Origin of the sequence: Actinoplanes sp. NPDC051470 (genome assembly GCF_040682035.1) — a bacterium.
Classification (GTDB): Bacteria; Actinomycetota; Actinomycetes; order Mycobacteriales; family Micromonosporaceae; genus Actinoplanes.
Genome location: NZ_JBFBAA010000032.1, coordinates 94703 through 111338 on the forward strand (window position 1 = coordinate 94703; position 16636 = coordinate 111338).

12 protein-coding genes and 1 pseudogene are annotated in these 16636 nt (G+C 68.9%); 8 read left to right on the forward strand and 5 right to left on the reverse strand.

Translation table 11 applies throughout. The features are described 5' to 3' along the window. Nucleotides 1-74: 74 nt before the first annotated feature. Nucleotides 75-2165, forward strand: a complete 2091-nt coding sequence (locus AB0M54_RS38690) for a PQQ-binding-like beta-propeller repeat protein (RefSeq protein WP_364476919.1) — start codon at nucleotides 75-77, stop codon at nucleotides 2163-2165. A 6-nt stretch (nucleotides 2166-2171) separates the two neighbouring features. On the opposite strand, the gene AB0M54_RS38695 is transcribed toward AB0M54_RS38690, so the two are convergent. Together AB0M54_RS38695 and AB0M54_RS38700 are read right to left on the reverse strand one after the other, a co-directional pair. Then, nucleotides 2172-4307, reverse strand: a complete 2136-nt coding sequence (locus AB0M54_RS38695; RefSeq protein ID WP_364476921.1) for a PQQ-binding-like beta-propeller repeat protein — start codon at nucleotides 4305-4307, stop codon at nucleotides 2172-2174. A gap of 75 nt (nucleotides 4308-4382) precedes the next feature. Then, nucleotides 4383-5438, reverse strand: coding sequence for a ThuA domain-containing protein (locus AB0M54_RS38700; RefSeq protein WP_364326554.1), 1056 nt, complete (start codon nucleotides 5436-5438; stop codon nucleotides 4383-4385). Between the two features lie 164 nt (nucleotides 5439-5602). Here AB0M54_RS38700 and AB0M54_RS38705 point away from each other — a divergent pair, with 164 nt between their 5' ends. The 7 genes and pseudogenes from AB0M54_RS38705 to AB0M54_RS38735 form a co-directional block, all read left to right on the forward strand. After that, nucleotides 5603-6391, forward strand: a complete 789-nt coding sequence (locus tag AB0M54_RS38705; RefSeq protein ID WP_364476923.1) for a citryl-CoA lyase — start codon at nucleotides 5603-5605, stop codon at nucleotides 6389-6391. Nucleotides 6392-6452: 61 nt separating this feature from the next. After that, entirely contained in the window at nucleotides 6453-9167 is a 2715-nt protein-coding gene (locus AB0M54_RS38710; protein WP_364476924.1) for a TIM barrel protein, read from the forward strand. Next, the gene (locus AB0M54_RS38715; RefSeq protein ID WP_364326562.1) at nucleotides 9164-9910 is read left to right on the forward strand and encodes a hypothetical protein; all 747 of its coding nucleotides are present in this window, start codon (nucleotides 9164-9166) and stop codon (nucleotides 9908-9910) included. The genes AB0M54_RS38710 and AB0M54_RS38715 overlap by 4 nt, the downstream gene beginning before the upstream one ends. 5 nt (nucleotides 9911-9915) lie before the next feature. Further along, the gene (locus AB0M54_RS38720) at nucleotides 9916-10179 is read left to right on the forward strand and encodes a hypothetical protein (protein ID WP_364326565.1); all 264 of its coding nucleotides are present in this window, start codon (nucleotides 9916-9918) and stop codon (nucleotides 10177-10179) included. Next, nucleotides 10065-10379 carry a LysR family transcriptional regulator gene (locus AB0M54_RS38725; RefSeq protein WP_364476926.1) on the forward strand — a complete coding sequence of 105 codons (315 nt, stop codon included), beginning with the start codon at nucleotides 10065-10067 and terminating at the stop codon, nucleotides 10377-10379. The genes AB0M54_RS38720 and AB0M54_RS38725 overlap by 115 nt, the downstream gene beginning before the upstream one ends. Nucleotides 10380-10651: 272 nt before the next feature. Beyond that, on the forward strand, nucleotides 10652-13261 hold the full coding sequence (locus AB0M54_RS38730) for an ATP-binding protein (protein WP_364476928.1): 2610 nt from the start codon (nucleotides 10652-10654) through the stop codon (nucleotides 13259-13261). 70 nt (nucleotides 13262-13331) lie between these two features. Then, nucleotides 13332-13445, forward strand: a pseudogene (locus AB0M54_RS38735) (IS630 family transposase); the annotation flags it as partial. Here the strand turns inward: AB0M54_RS38735 and AB0M54_RS38740 are convergent. The 3 genes from AB0M54_RS38740 to AB0M54_RS38750 all read right to left on the reverse strand — a co-directional run bounded on the left by AB0M54_RS38740 (nucleotide 13442) and on the right by AB0M54_RS38750 (nucleotide 16265). Further along, nucleotides 13442-13879, reverse strand: a complete 438-nt coding sequence (locus AB0M54_RS38740) for a hypothetical protein (RefSeq protein ID WP_364476930.1) — start codon at nucleotides 13877-13879, stop codon at nucleotides 13442-13444. The pseudogene AB0M54_RS38735 and the gene AB0M54_RS38740 sit on opposite strands and share 4 nt — an antisense overlap. Before the next feature lie 192 nt (nucleotides 13880-14071). After that, the gene (locus AB0M54_RS38745; RefSeq protein WP_364326576.1) at nucleotides 14072-14917 is read right to left on the reverse strand and encodes a peptidoglycan-binding domain-containing protein; all 846 of its coding nucleotides are present in this window, start codon (nucleotides 14915-14917) and stop codon (nucleotides 14072-14074) included. Between the two features lie 589 nt (nucleotides 14918-15506). Next, entirely contained in the window at nucleotides 15507-16265 is a 759-nt protein-coding gene (locus tag AB0M54_RS38750; RefSeq protein ID WP_364476932.1) for a helix-turn-helix transcriptional regulator, read from the reverse strand. Nucleotides 16266-16636 lie beyond the last annotated feature (371 nt).

Genomic DNA, 16636 nt, shown 5'->3' on the forward strand with positions numbered 1-16636 from the left:
ACTGTGAGGTCCGGCCCAATATAAAGACCGGATTTCGGGTGGCGCAAGGGGCCGCCGTATCGAGGAGGTCTTCCATGGAGGTTCCCCGCCGGAACGTTCTGAAGGGCGCGCTCGCGGCGACCGCCGCGGCCCCGCTCAGCCGGATTCCCGCGCCCCCGAAGCTCGCGCCGGCGTCCTGCGCCACGCCCGGTGGTCGCGACTTTCCCCAGGTTGGCGGCAACTACGGCAATCAGAACTACTCGGCGCTCTCCCGGATCGACCAGGCGAACGTCCGACGGCTGGGCGGCGCGTGGGTCAACCGGATCGAGGGCGGCCTCACCACCGGCACGAATCAGAGCACCGCGGTCGCCGTCGACGGGGTGCTCTTCGTCGAGTCGGCGCTGGGCAACGTCCACGCGGTCGACGGCCGCACCGGCGTCACCACATGGACCTACACCCAGACGCGCGGCCCGCTCACCCGCCGCGGGGTCGCGGTCGGCGCCGGCAAGGTCTTCACCCACGGCAAAGGGAACTGGATCATCGCCCTGGACCAGGGCACCGGTGCTGTGCTGTGGGAACGGCAGATCAACGGCTACGGCAACATGGAGAAGGTCGCCGTCACGTATCACGACAACCTGCTGCACGTCGGCACGCACGACGGCGACCGCGCCGCCGCACTGGCGCTGAGCGCGGCCGACGGCTCGGTCGTGTGGCACTTCTGGGGCGCCCCCGGCCCGGGCGAACTCGGACACGACACCTGGGAAGGCGACTCGTGGCAGACCGGCGGGGCGACGCCGTGGATGCACCCGGCCCTGGACCCGGAGCTCGGACTCGTCTACTGGACCTTCGGCAACGCCCGCGGCAGCAACTCGTCGCAGGACGGCTCCGGACGCGGCGGGCAGAACCTGTTCTCCAGCTCCATCGTGGCCATGGAGATCAGGACGGGGAGGTATCGCTGGCACTTCCAGTCGATCCACCACGGCATCTGGGACATGGACAACGTCATGGCGCCGGTCCTGGCCGACGTCCGCATCCGCGGCCGGCTGCGCAAGGTCGTCGTGTACGGCAGCAAGTCCGGCATGTACTTCATCCTCGACCGCGTCGACGGCTCGGCGCCGCTGGGCATCGACGAGGTGCCGGTGCCCCAGGACCCTCGCCAGAAGACCTGGCCCACGCAGCCGTTCCCCCGTCAAGGTGGCTGGACCGAGAACCGGGTGGTGGACCAGCCGCTCGGCACCTCCGTACCGGGCGACCCCAACCGGGCCGTACCCAACTATGTCCAGGCGGGCATCTACACCCCGCACTGGGATGTGCCGGTGCTGTCGATCCCGGGCCATGGCGGAGGGGCATGCTGGAACGCGCACTCGTTCAGCCACCGCACCGGGCTGGTCTACACCGGCTTCGGGTACGTGGCCGCCGCGCACTCGCTCACCGAGTCCAGCAACGGGCTCCGGCCGCCGGGCGAGTACCAGACCGGCGGCGTCGTGGCGGTCGACCCCAGCACGAACCTGGTCCGCTGGAAGCGCCGGCTGCCGTACTCGATGGCGCACGGCAACGGTGTCCTGAGCACCGCCGGGAACGTCATCTACATCGGGCAGCCGGACGGGAACCTGCTCGCCCTCGACGCCGCCAGCGGACGTGAGCTCTGGCGCTGGCAGTGCGGCGCCGCGATCAGCAGCAGCCCCATCATGTACGAGGTCGACGGCGAGCAGTATCTGGCCGTCTACGCCGGTGGCACCGGCATCCCCTACGGCGACTCCGCGCCCCGGGGCGACTTCCTCTGGGCGTTCAAACTCGGCGGCACGGTCGCCCCGGCGCCCGCCCCGACGCCGCCCACCGTGCGCCGGCCGGTGTCCGGCACCGCCGTCGAGGGCAGCGCCGTCAACAACACCGTGGTGCTCGCGCGCACCTACGACCGGGCCACCGGCACCGTCGGCGGCACCGAGTCGACCGCCGTCAACGCGATGGCGCCGACCTGGCTGCGGATCCCGGCCGGCACCACCGTCACGTTCGTCAATCCGCCGGACAACGTGCACGAGCATGGCGCCACACAGTTCTTCGAAGGGCTCTTCGACGTACGACTGCAGCCGGGCGAGTCCTTCTCCTACACCTTCCACCGGCGCGGTGAGTACTTCTACAACGACTGCTACAGCCCCCGTCCGACCGGGAAGGTCGAGGTTTACTGATCCCGGTCAGGTGACGACGATCTTGCCGGTGTTCTGCGGGTGGATGGCGTCGTTGTAGAAGTAGGTTCCGGGCTTGCCGAAGGTGTGCGACCAGCTCCGGCCCGGCATCAGCACGCCGGTGTCGAACTCGTCGTCGAAGAACGACACCGCCGCGTGCGCGGAGGCGTTGCCGGCCGGGTTGACGAACGTGACCGTCGTCCCGGCCGGGATCGTCAGGTGTTGTGGCGACATCGCGTTCTGGGCGACCGTGTTCTCGGTCGCGCCGGGAGCGCCCTTGGCCGCGTCCCAGACCCGGCCGATCGTCACGGTGTTGTTCGCCGCCGTACCGGTGACCGGCGCGCTGCGTACGTCGTTGCGTTTCGAGGGCGGGACCGGCGCGGGGGCCGGCGCCACCGTGCCGCCCAGCTTGAACGCCCACAGGTGGTCGCCCTTGGGGATGTCCGGGTACGGCAGGCCGTTGCCTCCGGCGAACACGGCGATGTACTGCTCACCTCCGATCTCGTACGAGATCGGGCTGGTGTGCACGCCGGCGCCGGTCTGGAAGCTCCAGAGGACCTCGCCGTTCGTGTCGTCCATGGCGTGCAGGACTCCGTCGGGGCCGCCCTGGAACATCACGCGGCCCGCGGTGGTGAGGATGCCGTTGCCGTGGGCGAGCGACCACTCGCCATCCTTGGTCCAGACCGGGGTGTTCGTGACCGGGTCGACCGCGGCGATGCCGCCGGCGAAGTACTCCCCCAGCGGCCGGGACGTGTTGACCCGGCCGTCGCGGGCGTTGGAGAACCCGGAGTTGATCAGGCCGTACCCCACGTAGATCCAGCCGGTGTGCGGGTTGAACGACAGATGTGACCAGTCGGCGCCGCCACCCGCCCCGGGGAAGATGATCACCGGCCGGTCCCAGTGCGGTGTGTAGAGCCCGCCGGTCTCGTAGAACGGCACCGGCCGGGTCGCCTTGTCGATGCGCGGCTCCTGCGGCACGAACGGTTCCCCGCCGGGGAACGGCTGCGTGGCCGCGGTCTTCTGGCGTACCTCCTGCGGCACCGGCCGCTCCGTCATGCCGTGCACCGCCTCACCGGTGCGGCGGTCGAGGATGTAGTACATGCCGACCTTGCTGCCGTAGACGACGACCTTGCGCGGCTTGCCGCCGATCCGCAGATCGACCAGTACCGGGGCCATGACGTTGTCCATGTCCCAGATGTCGTGGTGCACGGACTGGAAGTGCCAGCGCCGCCGGCCGGTCTTCGCGTCCAGGGCGACGATCGAGTTGGCGAACAGGTTGTCTCCGCCGCGCGACGAGCCGTCGGTGCGCGGGTAGGGACCGCTGAACGTCCAGTAGACCAGGCCGAGCTCGGGGTCGATGGCGGGATGGATCCATGGCACCGCACCGCCGGTCCTCCACGATTCACCCTCCCAGGTGTCGTGCCCGAACTCGCCCGGGCCGGGCGCCGACCAGAAGGTCCAGGCGATCTCGCCGGTCGCGGCTCTCAGCGCGTACGCCCGGCCACGGGCGCCGCCGGTGCTGCCCTGCATGCCGACGTAGAGGAGCCCGTCGAAGTAGACGACGGCGCCGGCGAGCGTGCCGGCCAGTCCTCCGCACTGCCCGTCGGCCGGATCGCAGCCGCTGTCGGAGCCGCCCTCGTCCGCGGTGATCAGGGCTTTCTGCCAGACCACGGCGCCGGTGCGCTGGTCCAGGGCGTACACGACGTTGGAACCGGAACTGGAGAAGACCTTGCCCTCGCCCAACGCCACGCCGCGCATGTTGGTGCTCTTGTCGCCGAGGTTGGTCCGCCATTTGACGGCCCCGGTGCGGCCGTCGACGGCGAACACGTTCTGCTGGGTCGTCTGCACGTAGAGGATGCCGTCCTGGACCACCGCGGTGCTCTGCTGCGCGCTGCTGGTGCTCCCGCCCTCGAGGTTGGTGTGCCACGCTCCGCCGAGGCGATGGACGGTTCGCCTGGTGATCCGGCCCAGGTTCGAGTGGTTGGTGTTACCCAGGTCGCCACCGACCTTGGGGAAGTTCCGGCCCGGCCGCCCGAAGGCTTGCGGCTGTGCGGGCATGGCCGGGGTCGCCTCGGCGGGCGTACCCGTCAGAGCTGTCGCCCCGACCGCACCGGCCGCGCCCGCCAGGAATTTACGTCTCTCCACTGCGGTCTCTCATTCTCTCGGCGGCTCAGACGCAGAACGCTCACGGCGGCTCAGACGTATAACGCTCACGGCGGCTCAGACGCAGAACGGGAGCTTGCCCATGGCGGACAGGATCCCGTTGACGATGTGCTTCTTGAAGAAGGCCTGTCCGACGAAGCCGGAGCCGTCGGTCCAGGCGGCGGAGTCGTGGCCGAGGGCGGTCACCCAGGAACGGCCGCCGTCGTAGTACTGGCACCACGAGATGGGATGGAATCGCCCATGGCCGGGATGGGTGCTCGACCTGGTGGCGAGGGTCGACTCGTCGACGCCGAGCAGGAACTTGACCCGCTCGGGGAAGGGCATCCAGTTGTACCACTCGTCCTTGAACTGCCACCGCTGCGGCAGTCCCTCGGTGGACGAGTCCTTGGCGTAGGTGACCACGGTGCCCTCCTGATTGGCGCCGTGGTCGTAGTACTGGGTTCCGCCGCACAGGCCCTCGTAGTACGGCCAGTTGTACTCGGTGCCACCGATGGCGTTGTGAATGCCGACAAAGCCACCGCCGGCCCGCATGTACTGCCGCAGAGCGGTTTTGGCGGCGTCGAGGTGGGCGCCGGTCGTCGTGTTCACCGCGGCGGCCGGCAGCACCGCGGTGCCGTGCTTCCACAACGTGTCGCGGCTGGTGCTGCCGAAGACGACCGCCTTGTAGGTGCTGCCGATCCCCGGCATCTGGGTGACGTCCTCGGTCCAGTCCACCTGGACACCGACCTCGCCCATCCAGGTGATGACGGCGTTCTGCAGGACATGGGCGGCGGTCAGCGCCGGGTTCAGACCGGCCGGCAGCGCCGGGCCGAGGTGGGCGTGGCGCGGACCCGCGGTCCGCGTGTAGAGCAGGATGCGGTCCTGCCGGTCGGCCACCCACGGGTGGTACGACGCCGGAACCTGGCCCCGCACGACGTTGTAGTAGGGGTCGAAGTACTCGTCCAGACCGCGCGGGACTCGGCTGGTGATCGGTTGTTTGGTCCTCGGTTCGGTGCCGCCGCCGTGCCCGGGGCCGGCCGCCGCCGGTTGGCCCCCGGCCGTCGCCGCTGCCGCGGTCGCCGCTGCCGTGACCGCTGCCCCTCGCAGGACCGCCCGCCGTGGAAATTCGGTCATCTTTCACCTCTTGAGGTCCACTGGACGGACCACACGGTCCGCTGTAAGGTCCGGCTCAATATAAAGACGATGTTTCGTGCCGCACAACCAGAGGTTTCCCGAAATTCTGATCCACCCTGCGGTCCCTATGGACCACAGCTCGGACCGGCGGCTAATGTCACGCCATGAGCGATGCGGCGGCGGCCGACTGGTGGGGCACCGCGGTGTCCCGCATCGAGCCCGATCATGTCGAACTGCGCGGGATCCCGGTTCAGGAGCTGATCGGCACCATCGGGTTCGGTTCGATGATCTGGTTGATGCTGCGTGGCGAACGACCCAGCGACGCGCAGGCGAGCCTGCTCGAGGCGGCCCTGGTCGCCGGCGTGGACCACGGCCCGCACGCCCCTTCCATCGCGGTCGCGAGGATGGCCGCCACCTGCGGCGTCGGCCTGAACAACGCGATGGCCAGCGCGATCAACACGCTCGGCGACTCACACGGCGGCGCCGGGCAGGAGTGCGTGACGCTGCTCGACGAGATCTGCGAGCGTGTGACGGCCGGAACGGCGTTGCCACAGGCAGCCGAGGACGTCATCGGCGCGTGGCGGACCCGGGGCATCAAGTACCTTCCCGGCTTCGGGCATCGTTTCCACACCCACGACCCTCGTCGCGATCCATTACTGGACCTGGTCGAGAAGGCGGCCGCGGCGGGGGTGGTGGGCGGCGCTCACCGGCAAGCCGCCCTGGCGGTCGAGGCCGTGCTGAATCGCGGTCGCAGCAAGCCCGTACCGATGAACATCGACGGCGCCACCGCCGTCGTCTATGCCGAACTGGGATTCCCGGCACCGCTGGCCCGCGGGTTGTTCGTCCTCAGCCGCAGCGTCGGCATCCTCGCTCACGCCTGGGAGGAGACTGGCCAGGGCCGCCGCAACAAGGGACCGATCCCGCCGTCCATCCGCCCGACCTACCTGGGCTGAGGGTTCAATGCTGGGCCGGTAATGAACTATCTAGTACGTCCTTAGGTCGAGGAGGACATCCATGACCGGATTCCAGCTCTCCGTCGGCACGACATGTCTCTCCGGCACCCTCGAGGACAAACTCGCCGCCGCGGCGGCCGCACGGTTCCACGGCATCACCCTCGCCGGCAGCGATCTCGCCACCACATCCTGGTCGCCGCACCGCATCCGCGGCGAATGCGCCCGGCGTGGACTCACCGTCGACGCCTACCAGGCCCTGCCCGACGTCGAGGCGGTGCCGCCGGACACCTTCGCCGCCAACCTGCGGCGGGCCGAACGTACCTTCGACGTCCTCGAGCAGATCGGCGTGCGGACGGTCGTCGTCTGCTCCTCGATGTCGGCCGAGGCCGTGGACGACGACGATCTCGCCGCCGAACAGCTGAGCGTGCTGGCCACCCGCGCCGAGACCTGCGGGCTGCGCCTCGCCTACGAGGCTCTCGCCTGGGGCCGCTTCGTCAACACCGTCCCGCACGCCTGGCGGATCGTCCGCCGGGCCGGCCACGCCGCACTCGGCCTGTGCCTGGACAGCTTCCACGTCCTGTCGCGCGGCGAGGCGCCGGCCGGCATCCGGGTGATCCCCGGCGACAAGATCTTCCAGCTCGAGCTCGCCGACGCGGCCACCTCCACCATGGACGTGGCCGAACGGAGCCGGCATCAGCGCCTCTTCCCCGGACTGGGGTCGTTCGATCTGACCGCCTTCGTCGGGCATGTTCTCAGTACCGGATACGCCGGCCCCCTGGTGCTCGAGGTCTCGGACGACGTCTATCGGCAGGCCGATCCACGTCACGCCGCCATCAACGGCATGCGGTCGCTGCTCAGCCTGCGGGAGGCGGTCGCCGTGGCGGCCGCTCCCCCGGTCCGGGACAAGCTCCGGGTGCACGGTCTGCCACCCGCGCCCGGCGTCAGCGGCATCGTCTTCACCGAACTCGCGGTCGACACCGTCTCAGGCCCGGTGCTGGAACGCGCTCTGACGGCACTCGGCTTCCGGCACGCCGGCCAGCACCGCTCCAAGCCGGTGCAACTGTGGCAACAGGACAAGGCCCGCGTACTGCTGAACTTCGCCGCCGAACGTACGGTCACCCCCGGCACGGCCACGGTCTGCGCGCTGGCCGTCGAGAGCACGGATCCGCTGCGGTCCACCCAACGGGCCGAACGACTGCTCTCGCCCGTACTCCCCCGCCTGCGCGAGCCGGCCGAGGCGGATCTGGCCTCGATCGCGGCACCCGACGGCACCTCGGTCTTTCTGGTACGCACCGGCGCCGATGCCGGCAACTGGTTGCAGGACTTCGAACCCCGCGACGAGCCTGTTTCCGACGCCGGCCACATCACGGGTACGGACCACATCTCCCTCACCGGCTCGGTCGACGATTTCGACGAGGCCGCCCTCTTCTACGAAGCGGTGCTGGGCCTGCAGGCGGGTGTGAGCTCCGAGGTGGCAGCACCGTTCGGGATGATCCGCTCCCGGGCGGTCGGCGATGCGGGCCGCCACGTGCGGATCTCGCTCAACACCGCGCCGCTCCGCCGAGGCGACTGGGCGCCGGTGATCCCGAACCCCCAGCACGTCGCCTTCCGCACCATGGACGCCATAGCCAGCGCTCGCTCGATGCGTGCGCGCGGCGCGCCCTTGCTCAAGATCCCGGACAACTACTACAGCGACCTCGACGCCCGTCTCGCCCTGCCGCCCGAGCTGCTGGCCGAGCTGCGCGCCAACTCGATCCTGTACGACTGTGACGACACCGGCGCCTACCTGCACTTCTACACCGAGATGCTCGGTCACCGCGTCTTCTTCGCGGTGGTGCAGCGCGTCGATCGGTACGACGGGTACGGCGGGCCGGCCAGCGCCCCGGTCCGGATGGCCGCCCACCGCGAACGCCGCCTGCTCAGCCTCCGGCACCCCTCACCCACCGCCCCGGACCAGCAACCCGACTTCTCGCTCGCCCATCTGACCGCGCTCAGCCTCTCCCCACCCGAGCTCGTCGACGCCGCCGCCGAGGCCGGATACCGATACGTCGGCCTGCGGCTGACCCGAGTCACCCCGCAGGAACCGCACTACCCCCTCGCGACCGACCCCGCCCTGATGCGTACGACCAAGGTCCGGCTCGCCGCGACCGGCGTCGAGGTCCTCGACATCGAACTGGCCCGGATCAGCCCCGACGAGGACCCACGTGACTTCCAGCGGTTCCTCGAGGCGGGGGCCGAGCTGGGGGCACGCCACGTCATCGCGCAGCTGCCCGATCCCGATCGCGCCCGCAAGACCGATCGGTTCGCGCTGCTGTGCGAGATGGCCCGGCCGCTCGGGCTCACGGTCGACCTCGAATTCCCGTCCTGGACCGAGACCCCCGACCTGAACTCGGCCGTCCGGGTGCTCCGCGGCGCCGGCGCGTCCAACGCGGGCATCCTGGTCGACCTGTTGCACTTCGCCCGCTCCGGGTCGAGCGTCGCCGACCTTCGCGAGCTGCCGGCGGAGTGGTTCCACTTCGTACACCTCTGCGACGCCCCGCCCGCCGTGCCGGACACCAACGAGGGTCTCATCCACACCGCCCGGTTCGAACGGCTCTTTCCCGGCGAGGGCGGCATCGACATCCACGGCATCCTCGGCGCGCTGCCGCCCGGCCTGCCGTACGCGCTGGAAATCCCGAAGGCGCGCCTGGTCGCCCAGGTCGGCGGCAAGGAACACGCACGTCTCGCCATCGCCGCTTCGCGCGCCCACCTCGCGAACCGAAAGGCCATCTCATGACCGCCATCGACCGCCGCAGTCTGCTGCAAGGCACCGCCGCGCTCGCGACGACCGCCGCCCTCCTGCCGCAGACCGCCGCGTCGGCATCGCCGCCTCGATCCCTGGACGACCGCCCGTTCCCCGCCTACGACTACGCCCGCGCCAACAAGCTGCCCCGCGAGATGACCGGGTACTGGACCAGGACGTTCGACATCGGCGGCACGACCCGGACGGCCAAGGTGTACATCTCGCCGCGGACTCCCATCCGCTCGTACTTCACCGTGATCGCGGTGCCCGACCACACCGGCACCGCCGAGTTCCTGCGGTCCTCGTCCTGGCGGGAGGTCGCCGACCGCCGGGAGGAGGGGCTTTTCCTCCTGGAGCCCGGACCGGACGGGTGGGGCAGCCCCGGCGACGAGGCCGCCTACGTCGAAGCGGCGATGGCCTTCCACCAGAACAACCGCTACTTCTCGATCTTCGGGCTGCACTACCTCGTCGGGTACGGCCGGGGCGCCCCCGCCCTGGAGGCGTGGGCCGTCGCGCATCCGCTCCGCGTCATCGGCCAGGTGTACGTTGACTCCGCCGGCCTGAACGCCGGCTATCTCGCCTCCTACGCCGCGCGGGAGTTCGGTGGCGAGACCGACGGCTACACACCGGTCGACTTCCCGCCCGGCTTCGACCTGATCCGGTACGACGAGACGGTCCTGCCCACCTGCTCGACAGCTGGGCGCGGTACCACCTGCGGGTCGACGGGATCACCCTGAACGACGTGGACACCGTCGCCGGGCGGCGCAGCGGCCACCGGAACCGCTTCCAGACGTGGACCTGGAACGACACCCGCACCGGCCGTCCCATCCTGAAGCTGACCAAGAACCTCTATCGATCGCACAACACGATGGCCGAGGAGTCCCCGATGCTGTGGGACTTCCTCAAGCACTACAGCCGCGAGACCGACACCAACGGCAACGTCACCCGCTACTACAGCGCGAGCGCCTTCCGCCGGCCCGGCGATCGGCAACGTCTCTCCAATTAAGCCGTCTGGCCGTCGCTGAGCGGGGTTCGGCGACCTCGGCGGCGTGCCTCTTGCGAGTTGCGCAGCCGTCGGTGTCCCAGCAGATCCGCTCCTTGGAGCGGGAGCTCGGCGTGCAGCTTGTTCACCCGTACTCGTCCGGGCGGGTGCCCACCGTCGTCCGTGCGTTTCTGAGAGACGGTCGGGCTGCGATGCATTGGTGAGTCAGCTGGTGGAAGCGGTGCAGATGGGGTTCGTTACACGCCAGCTTCCGGTGCGCTGATTGAGCTTCGCCGTCGTTTCCCGCGGCTGGAGGTGACGGTCTTCGAGGAGCCCCGCTCGGCTGAGCGTGAGCGGTTGCCGCGCGGGCGCATGCGGCGGGTCTGCTCATCTGCGGCTGGCTGCGCGCGGGTTGATGCTGTACTGGTCGGTGGCGGCACGCTGTCGCGGTCACCGAATCGAGGCATCGATGCAGCGGGGAAACATGTTGGGCGGCATGCTCGCACATCGTGGGCAGTGGCCGCTGCGAACGTACCTGGCCGGTTTGATGGGGCTGTTCGTGTTGGCGGGCGTGATCTCGCTTGGCTCCGGTTGGGCCCTTGCCGAGCGAGACGGGATGTCGGCCGCCCGCGGGGACGCGAGGTACGGCGCCCGACAGGCGGCCGAAAAGATCGGGGAAAATCTCACGGTCGTCCGGTCGAGTGTCGATGCGGTGGCGTCGAGCCCGGGCGCCGGGCAGGTGTTCGCGGATCCGGCCTCCTGCCGGCTGTCGTTCTCCCTGGGCGGCCCCGACGACGGCCATCTGGATCTGTTGCGCCCGGACGGCACGGTCGCATGCTCGTCGCATCAACTGACGGGTGACGACGCCGCCGCGTACCGGAGGGCGCCATGGCTGCCGGCCGCGACCCGGGCGCAACAGGTGCTGGGCCCGGTGGCGGATGGCCGTACCGGTCGCCCGGCTGTGCTGGTCAGCGCCCCGATACCTGGTCTGGGGGTGGTGGTGGCGTTCGTGGACCTGGTCGGGCTCGGTGCGACGGTCGCAGACCTGTTCGGCGGTACGCGTGGGCTCGAGTTCCTGGTCACGACCGGCGACGGCGGGACCGTTCTGACTCGATGGCCCGATGGCCCGCGGTGGGCCGGCACAGCGGTGCGTGCCAGCCGCTTCGGTGCGCCGGGCGCTGCCGGTGAAGGGGTGGATGTTTCGGGCTTGCGCCGGGTATATGAGCAGGCCGACGTCGCCGGGGCCGGCTGGCATGTGTTCGCCGGCGCGGAGCGGTCGGCGGCACTGACCGCGGGGCACCGGCTGGCGCAACGGCAGGCGGTGATCGCAGCGGTCGGTCTCCTCGCCGGACTACTGGCGACGCTGCTGGTGTATCGGCGTATTACCCGGCCCATCGGGCGGTTGCGCGCGGCGGTACACGTCGCGGCCAGGACCGGTGACCTGGACAGGGCCGTCACCGTTTCCGGGCCGCAAGAGGTCAGCGGCCTCGGAGCGGAGTTCGCCGCCCTGCTCGCCACGGTCGACAGCGAGCTGGGAGAGCGTCGCAAGGCCGAGGAAGTCGCGCGGGAGCACGAGCGCAACTACCGGCAGATGTTCGACGCCAGTCCGTACCCGGTCTATCTGTTCGACGTCGAGACACTGCACATCGTGGCGGTGAATGATGCCGCCGTCCGCTATTTCGGGCACACTCGGGACGAACTACTCAGCATGGCGGTCACCGACCTGTGCCCAGTCGACGACGCCGCGCTTGTGGCGCAGGCAGTATCCACGGCAGCACCGGTGGAACGCGGCCGCCGGCTGCGTCACGTCAAGCATGACGGCACGGTTACCGACGTCGATGTGACCTCACACCTCACCGTCTTCGCCGGGCGCACGGTGCGCTGCGCGATTCTCGACGACATCACCGAGCGGGAGCAGCTGCAACGACGCCTGCGGCAGTCCGAGCGGCTGGAGAGCCTCGGCCAGCTCGCCGGCGGCATCGCTCATGACTTCAACAACCTCCTCGGCATCATCAACGGGTACGCCAGCATGTCCGCCGCGGATGTGGAGGTGATGACCGCCGGTGACCCAGCCTGGAGCCGTCTGCACGCGGACCTTCTGGAGATCGTCGCAGCCGGGGATCGGGCCGCCGGCCTGACCCGGCAGCTGCTGGCATTCGCCCGCGCCGACGCCGTCACCGAGATGCGGGTGCTGGACCTCAACAGCGTTGTCGTGGACGTGGAGAAACTGCTGCGCCGAACCCTCGGCGCGGACATCATCCTGGTCACCCGTCTGACCCCCGAGTCGCGCCCCGTCAAAGCCGACGTCGGCCGGCTGGAGCAGGTGCTGATAAACCTGGCCGTCAACGCCCGCGACGCCATGCCCGACGGCGGCACGCTGACCATCGACACCGACGCGGTGACGGTGGATGAGCACTACACGGCTCAGCACCCCGGCCTGCGTCCCGGCCGCTACATGCGGCTGCAGGTGAGCGACACGGGCACCGGAATGAGCAAAGCCACGCTGGAACGCGCCTTCGAACCGTTCTTCACCACCAAGCCGACCGGCCAGGGCACCGGACTCGGCTTGGCCACCATCTACGGCATCATCACCCAGGCCGGTGGCCACGCCCAGATCTACTCCGAGCTGGGCCACGGCACGACCGTCGCTACCCTCCTGCCGATCACCACCGACCACGCCGAGACAGCCGAGAAGACGGAACCCGTACCGGTGTCCGGCACCGGGCAGACGATCCTGCTCGTCGAGGACGACGAGGGCCTGCGCGCACTCACCGAACGAATCCTGCACCGCAATGGATACACCGTCCGATCGGCGGCCACAGCCGCTGAAGCCCGCGAACTGGCCGACGCGGGGGACGGTATCAACCTGCTCCTGAGCGACGTGGTGATGCCTGGCACCCACGGGCCGGACCTTGCTCGGGACCTGCGCCTCGACCGGCCGTCCCTACCGGTGGTCTTCATGTCCGGCTATGCCGAGTCCGTCCTCGCCGCGCGAAGCGCCCTTCCCCCCGGGGCGGTGCTGCTGAACAAACCTGTCAGCTCCTATCAGTTGCTCAGCACCATTTCGCGGGTACTCGAGGCGGGCGACCGCATCGCGGCTCCATAACCGTGCCACCATTCGACCCACCGCATGTCCCCTTGGCCAACTCACGCCGCGTTTACCGCCTTGGGACTAAGCCCACGTCTTCTTCCAACACCGCACCGACGCCCAGAACCTCACCACCGCCGCACCCTGGACCTCACCCTGGCTACCCCAGAGTTACGGGAAACAGTTCCTGCCAGGGGCTTAGGCCCGCGTGTAGGTGACGTCGAAGTCGTGGATCCACTCGCCGTCCTCGACGAGGTAACAGGAGCTGTCGATCGTCTTGCCGTCTGCCGAGAGCGTGCCTTCGAAGCGCTGATCGAAATCGTCAGGGCCGCTCGCGTGGCGCCACCACTTCCAGACACCGGCCTGGAAGCTCATGTGGAGTACGCGCGAGACCGCACGGGAGTCGAAGTAGTGCGCGGTGAAGTCGCCCTCGGCGTCGTCATCGGCGGACATGATCAGAACCACGCCCTCGGGAAACATCGGGTTCTCGGCGATCGAGCGCTGGAGAATCACCTTCTCGTCCCGGAGCCACTCCAGCGTCATCTCGCCCGCAACCTTTTCCTCGACGTGCCGCGGCGCATCGACGAGCTGGCTCCAGCGACCGATCAGCGGCTCGAGGTCCTTGATGTCCGGCATGACGCCGAGCCTACTGGCGCCGCTTTGGCTCCGCAGGCAGGCGCACCGTCGAAGTGCATCCTCTTCTGCCGCGGACCGCGCGTCGGTCGGTGGTGAGCCGTCACGCGGGGTGACGCACGCCGGGAGCCGGCCCGACGCACGACTCGTGCCGATGACAGTGAGGTGCTGCTCTCTTCGCAGCGTTGGTCGTAGTCATTTCTTCGTCGGCAACGTCGCGTCCCATCCCGGCGCGACTACATCCGGTTTGGCTTGCGGAATGCCGCAACGTTCAAGAAGAGTGCGGGCGACCGTGTTGCTGTTCGGCCCCAACGGGGAGTAGGCGATGCACGCGGCGTCGATGTCACGGAGATGACCCAGCAGGCAGGCATCCTTGTCATTCGCGGCTTGGCCTCGAACCGCGGTGACGGAGGGAGCGTTCGGGTCCCAGTCGATGAAGCGGTCGTTGTAGGGGCCGTGATCCTCCATGATCGACGGCGCCCCGTCGGGACGGGGCCCGTCGGGACAGACACCTGGGCCAGCGCGGTAGGCCGTTTTGTTGTCTGCGTCGCTGGTGTGGACGATGAAGAGGTGCTTGACCCCGCCGGGAATGCCGCCGATGTGCGTGGCCAATACCTCAACCTTGGCGGTGCTGCGCGGGAACTCACCGCCGCGCTTGCGCCGGTCGGGCGGATTTTGCCGTCGCCCCGAGAACAGCTGATCGAGCCGGCGCATAGTACCGGGACCGACGTCACCGTATTCGGCGAAGCCGAGGCTTTCATCCTTTTTGAAGTTCTTCACGGCGGTGACGGTCATCGGACCGTGAACGCCGTCCGCGCCCGCCGGCCCAAGGTCGTAGGCCAGATCGAGCAGTGCTTGCTGAACTTTCCGGACCGACTCGTTGGTCATACCGATCGCCAGCCGTCCGCGGTCCTGGTAGCAGGCTTCGAGAAGATCGTCGGCGGCGAACCGCGGCGAGGACAAATGGGTCTCAGGTCCTGCGCCGATCGGGCCCGGACCCGGTGACCCGTCGGCTCGTGCAACGGACAAGGTGCGCTGCACGTCCTCCTCAGGCACAACGTCCGCGCATGGGCAGCCGGCGTTCTGCTCGGCGCCGCAACGCTGCACCGGCAGCGGGGCCTGTCCCTCGCGCGGGGCTGACTCCGGTCCGGGTGCGGCTGTGCCCGCAGGGCTCGCCGCAGGAGCTGACGACGTCGGTCTTTGACGCTGAACCGGGGCCAGAAGCGCGGATACGACCGCCCGGTTTCCCGCGGCGGCTTGCAGCGCGAGCATCTGACGCGCGGAACCCACGCCGCGTGTCGGGGCCAGTCGGCGACCGCCACTGAGTTCTGCGGAAGAGCAATGATGATCAGCAGACGAGACGGCCTCGTGGCGCGTTTCGGCTGAACGGCGGAATGTGGGCTCGGGCTGGGCCAATGACTCGGGCACGGTCAACACGATCCCTTGGTCAGTTGTCGAGCGCTGTGGTCATGGCGAGACTCCTGGCGTTCCAGGTGTGGACCGATTCGTCATTGCCGACCCAGGATCGCCGGACAAGGGCGATTCCGGCAGGTGGCCGAAGAGCCACCTTGACAAGTCGCCTGCTTCCATCCACACGGAAGAGGTGCAAACCGCTGGCGGGACGTCAGAGTCAGTTCTGACGGAGCCACCACGCGACCGCAGCGACGCGGTTGGAGACGCCAACCTTGGGGAAAACCGCTTCCAGGTGCTTACGGACGGTCCGAGGACTGACGCCGAGCCGGCGGGCAACCTGGTCATTGGTGTGCCCGGCGGCCACCAATGCGAGCACTTGATCTTCCCGCTGGGTCAGGGTCAGCCGACGTGGATCAACGTCGACCGGTACGGTGCGGAGTTCAGCCCGAATCTTGCTGACCAACTGCTGATAATCAAACGCCGCGGAAAGTAGGTGACGTAGCGGGTGCAAAGCCCGGGCTTCCACATCCGAGAAGTCGTGCAGCCTGCGGGTCAGACCGACAATCACCATGTCGTGGTCGGTGATGCGCGGGGCCATCGCCACCAAGTAACGCATCTCAAATCCGGCGTAGATCTCACGGTAGACCGACGTCCGGCGGAAGCGACTGAGCGTCGTCAGGTCGCTGACGCGATAGGGAAGAGGATCACGAGTCGCCACCAGGTTCATTATGTATGGATCATCGACAGCCGACAGCTGCATCCAATCATCGGTCTCAGACGCAGTCAGATCACCAGGCTCCCCCGCCAGAGTTACCACCGGAGTCTGCTCCGGCCAGCCGCGACAAACGTCTATACAAACACAGTCGGCGCCCACAACGCCGCGCAGGCCTTCAGCCAAGTCGGTAACGAACGGCTTCTCGTCCACGATCGAGCGTGCCGCCCGCAATCCCAGTTGCAGTAGTTTCGAGTCGTCCACACTGCCCTCCGAGTCCGCCCACCGACAAAGTATGGGCCCTCAACGACTCATAGGAGCGTCGATGAAGCGACGCCCGGCATAGCGGCCGATAAAGACGGGTGGGCTGTGTGGATCATTATCGGTGGGCACAGATGCGACCGAATGCCGAGCCGACCTGCGGCGGTAACGGCCGTCCTGGCCCCCGAGCGGGCAATCTCGTGCCGCGATCCGCGCCCAGGTCAGAGCTTTCAGGCTTCATCGTCGTCGAGCTGCGGGCGGCGCCTCGATCGGGCCGTTCACCAGCGAGCAGGCGCCGGTGGCCGCCGACGGCCGCCGGGTGCTCCAGGCCTGGATGCTGGTCCGGCTGTTCACCGAGCCGATCGGCACCGTGC

Bases quoted from the DNA above. Each gene is read 5' to 3' on its own strand.
- AB0M54_RS38690 (WP_364476919.1), top strand. From the start codon at position 75: ATGGAGGTTCCCCGCCGGAACGTTCTGAAGGGCGCGCTCGCGGCGACC.
- AB0M54_RS38700 (WP_364326554.1), bottom strand. From the start codon at position 5,438: ATGACCGAATTTCCACGGCGGGCGGTCCTGCGAGGGGCAGCGGTCACG.
- AB0M54_RS38705 (WP_364476923.1), top strand. From the start codon at position 5,603: ATGAGCGATGCGGCGGCGGCCGACTGGTGGGGCACCGCGGTGTCCCGC.
- AB0M54_RS38710 (WP_364476924.1), top strand. From the start codon at position 6,453: ATGACCGGATTCCAGCTCTCCGTCGGCACGACATGTCTCTCCGGCACC.
- AB0M54_RS38715 (WP_364326562.1), top strand. From the start codon at position 9,164: ATGACCGCCATCGACCGCCGCAGTCTGCTGCAAGGCACCGCCGCGCTC.
- AB0M54_RS38730 (WP_364476928.1), top strand. From the start codon at position 10,652: ATGCTCGCACATCGTGGGCAGTGGCCGCTGCGAACGTACCTGGCCGGT.
- AB0M54_RS38740 (WP_364476930.1), bottom strand. From the start codon at position 13,879: ATGCCGGACATCAAGGACCTCGAGCCGCTGATCGGTCGCTGGAGCCAG.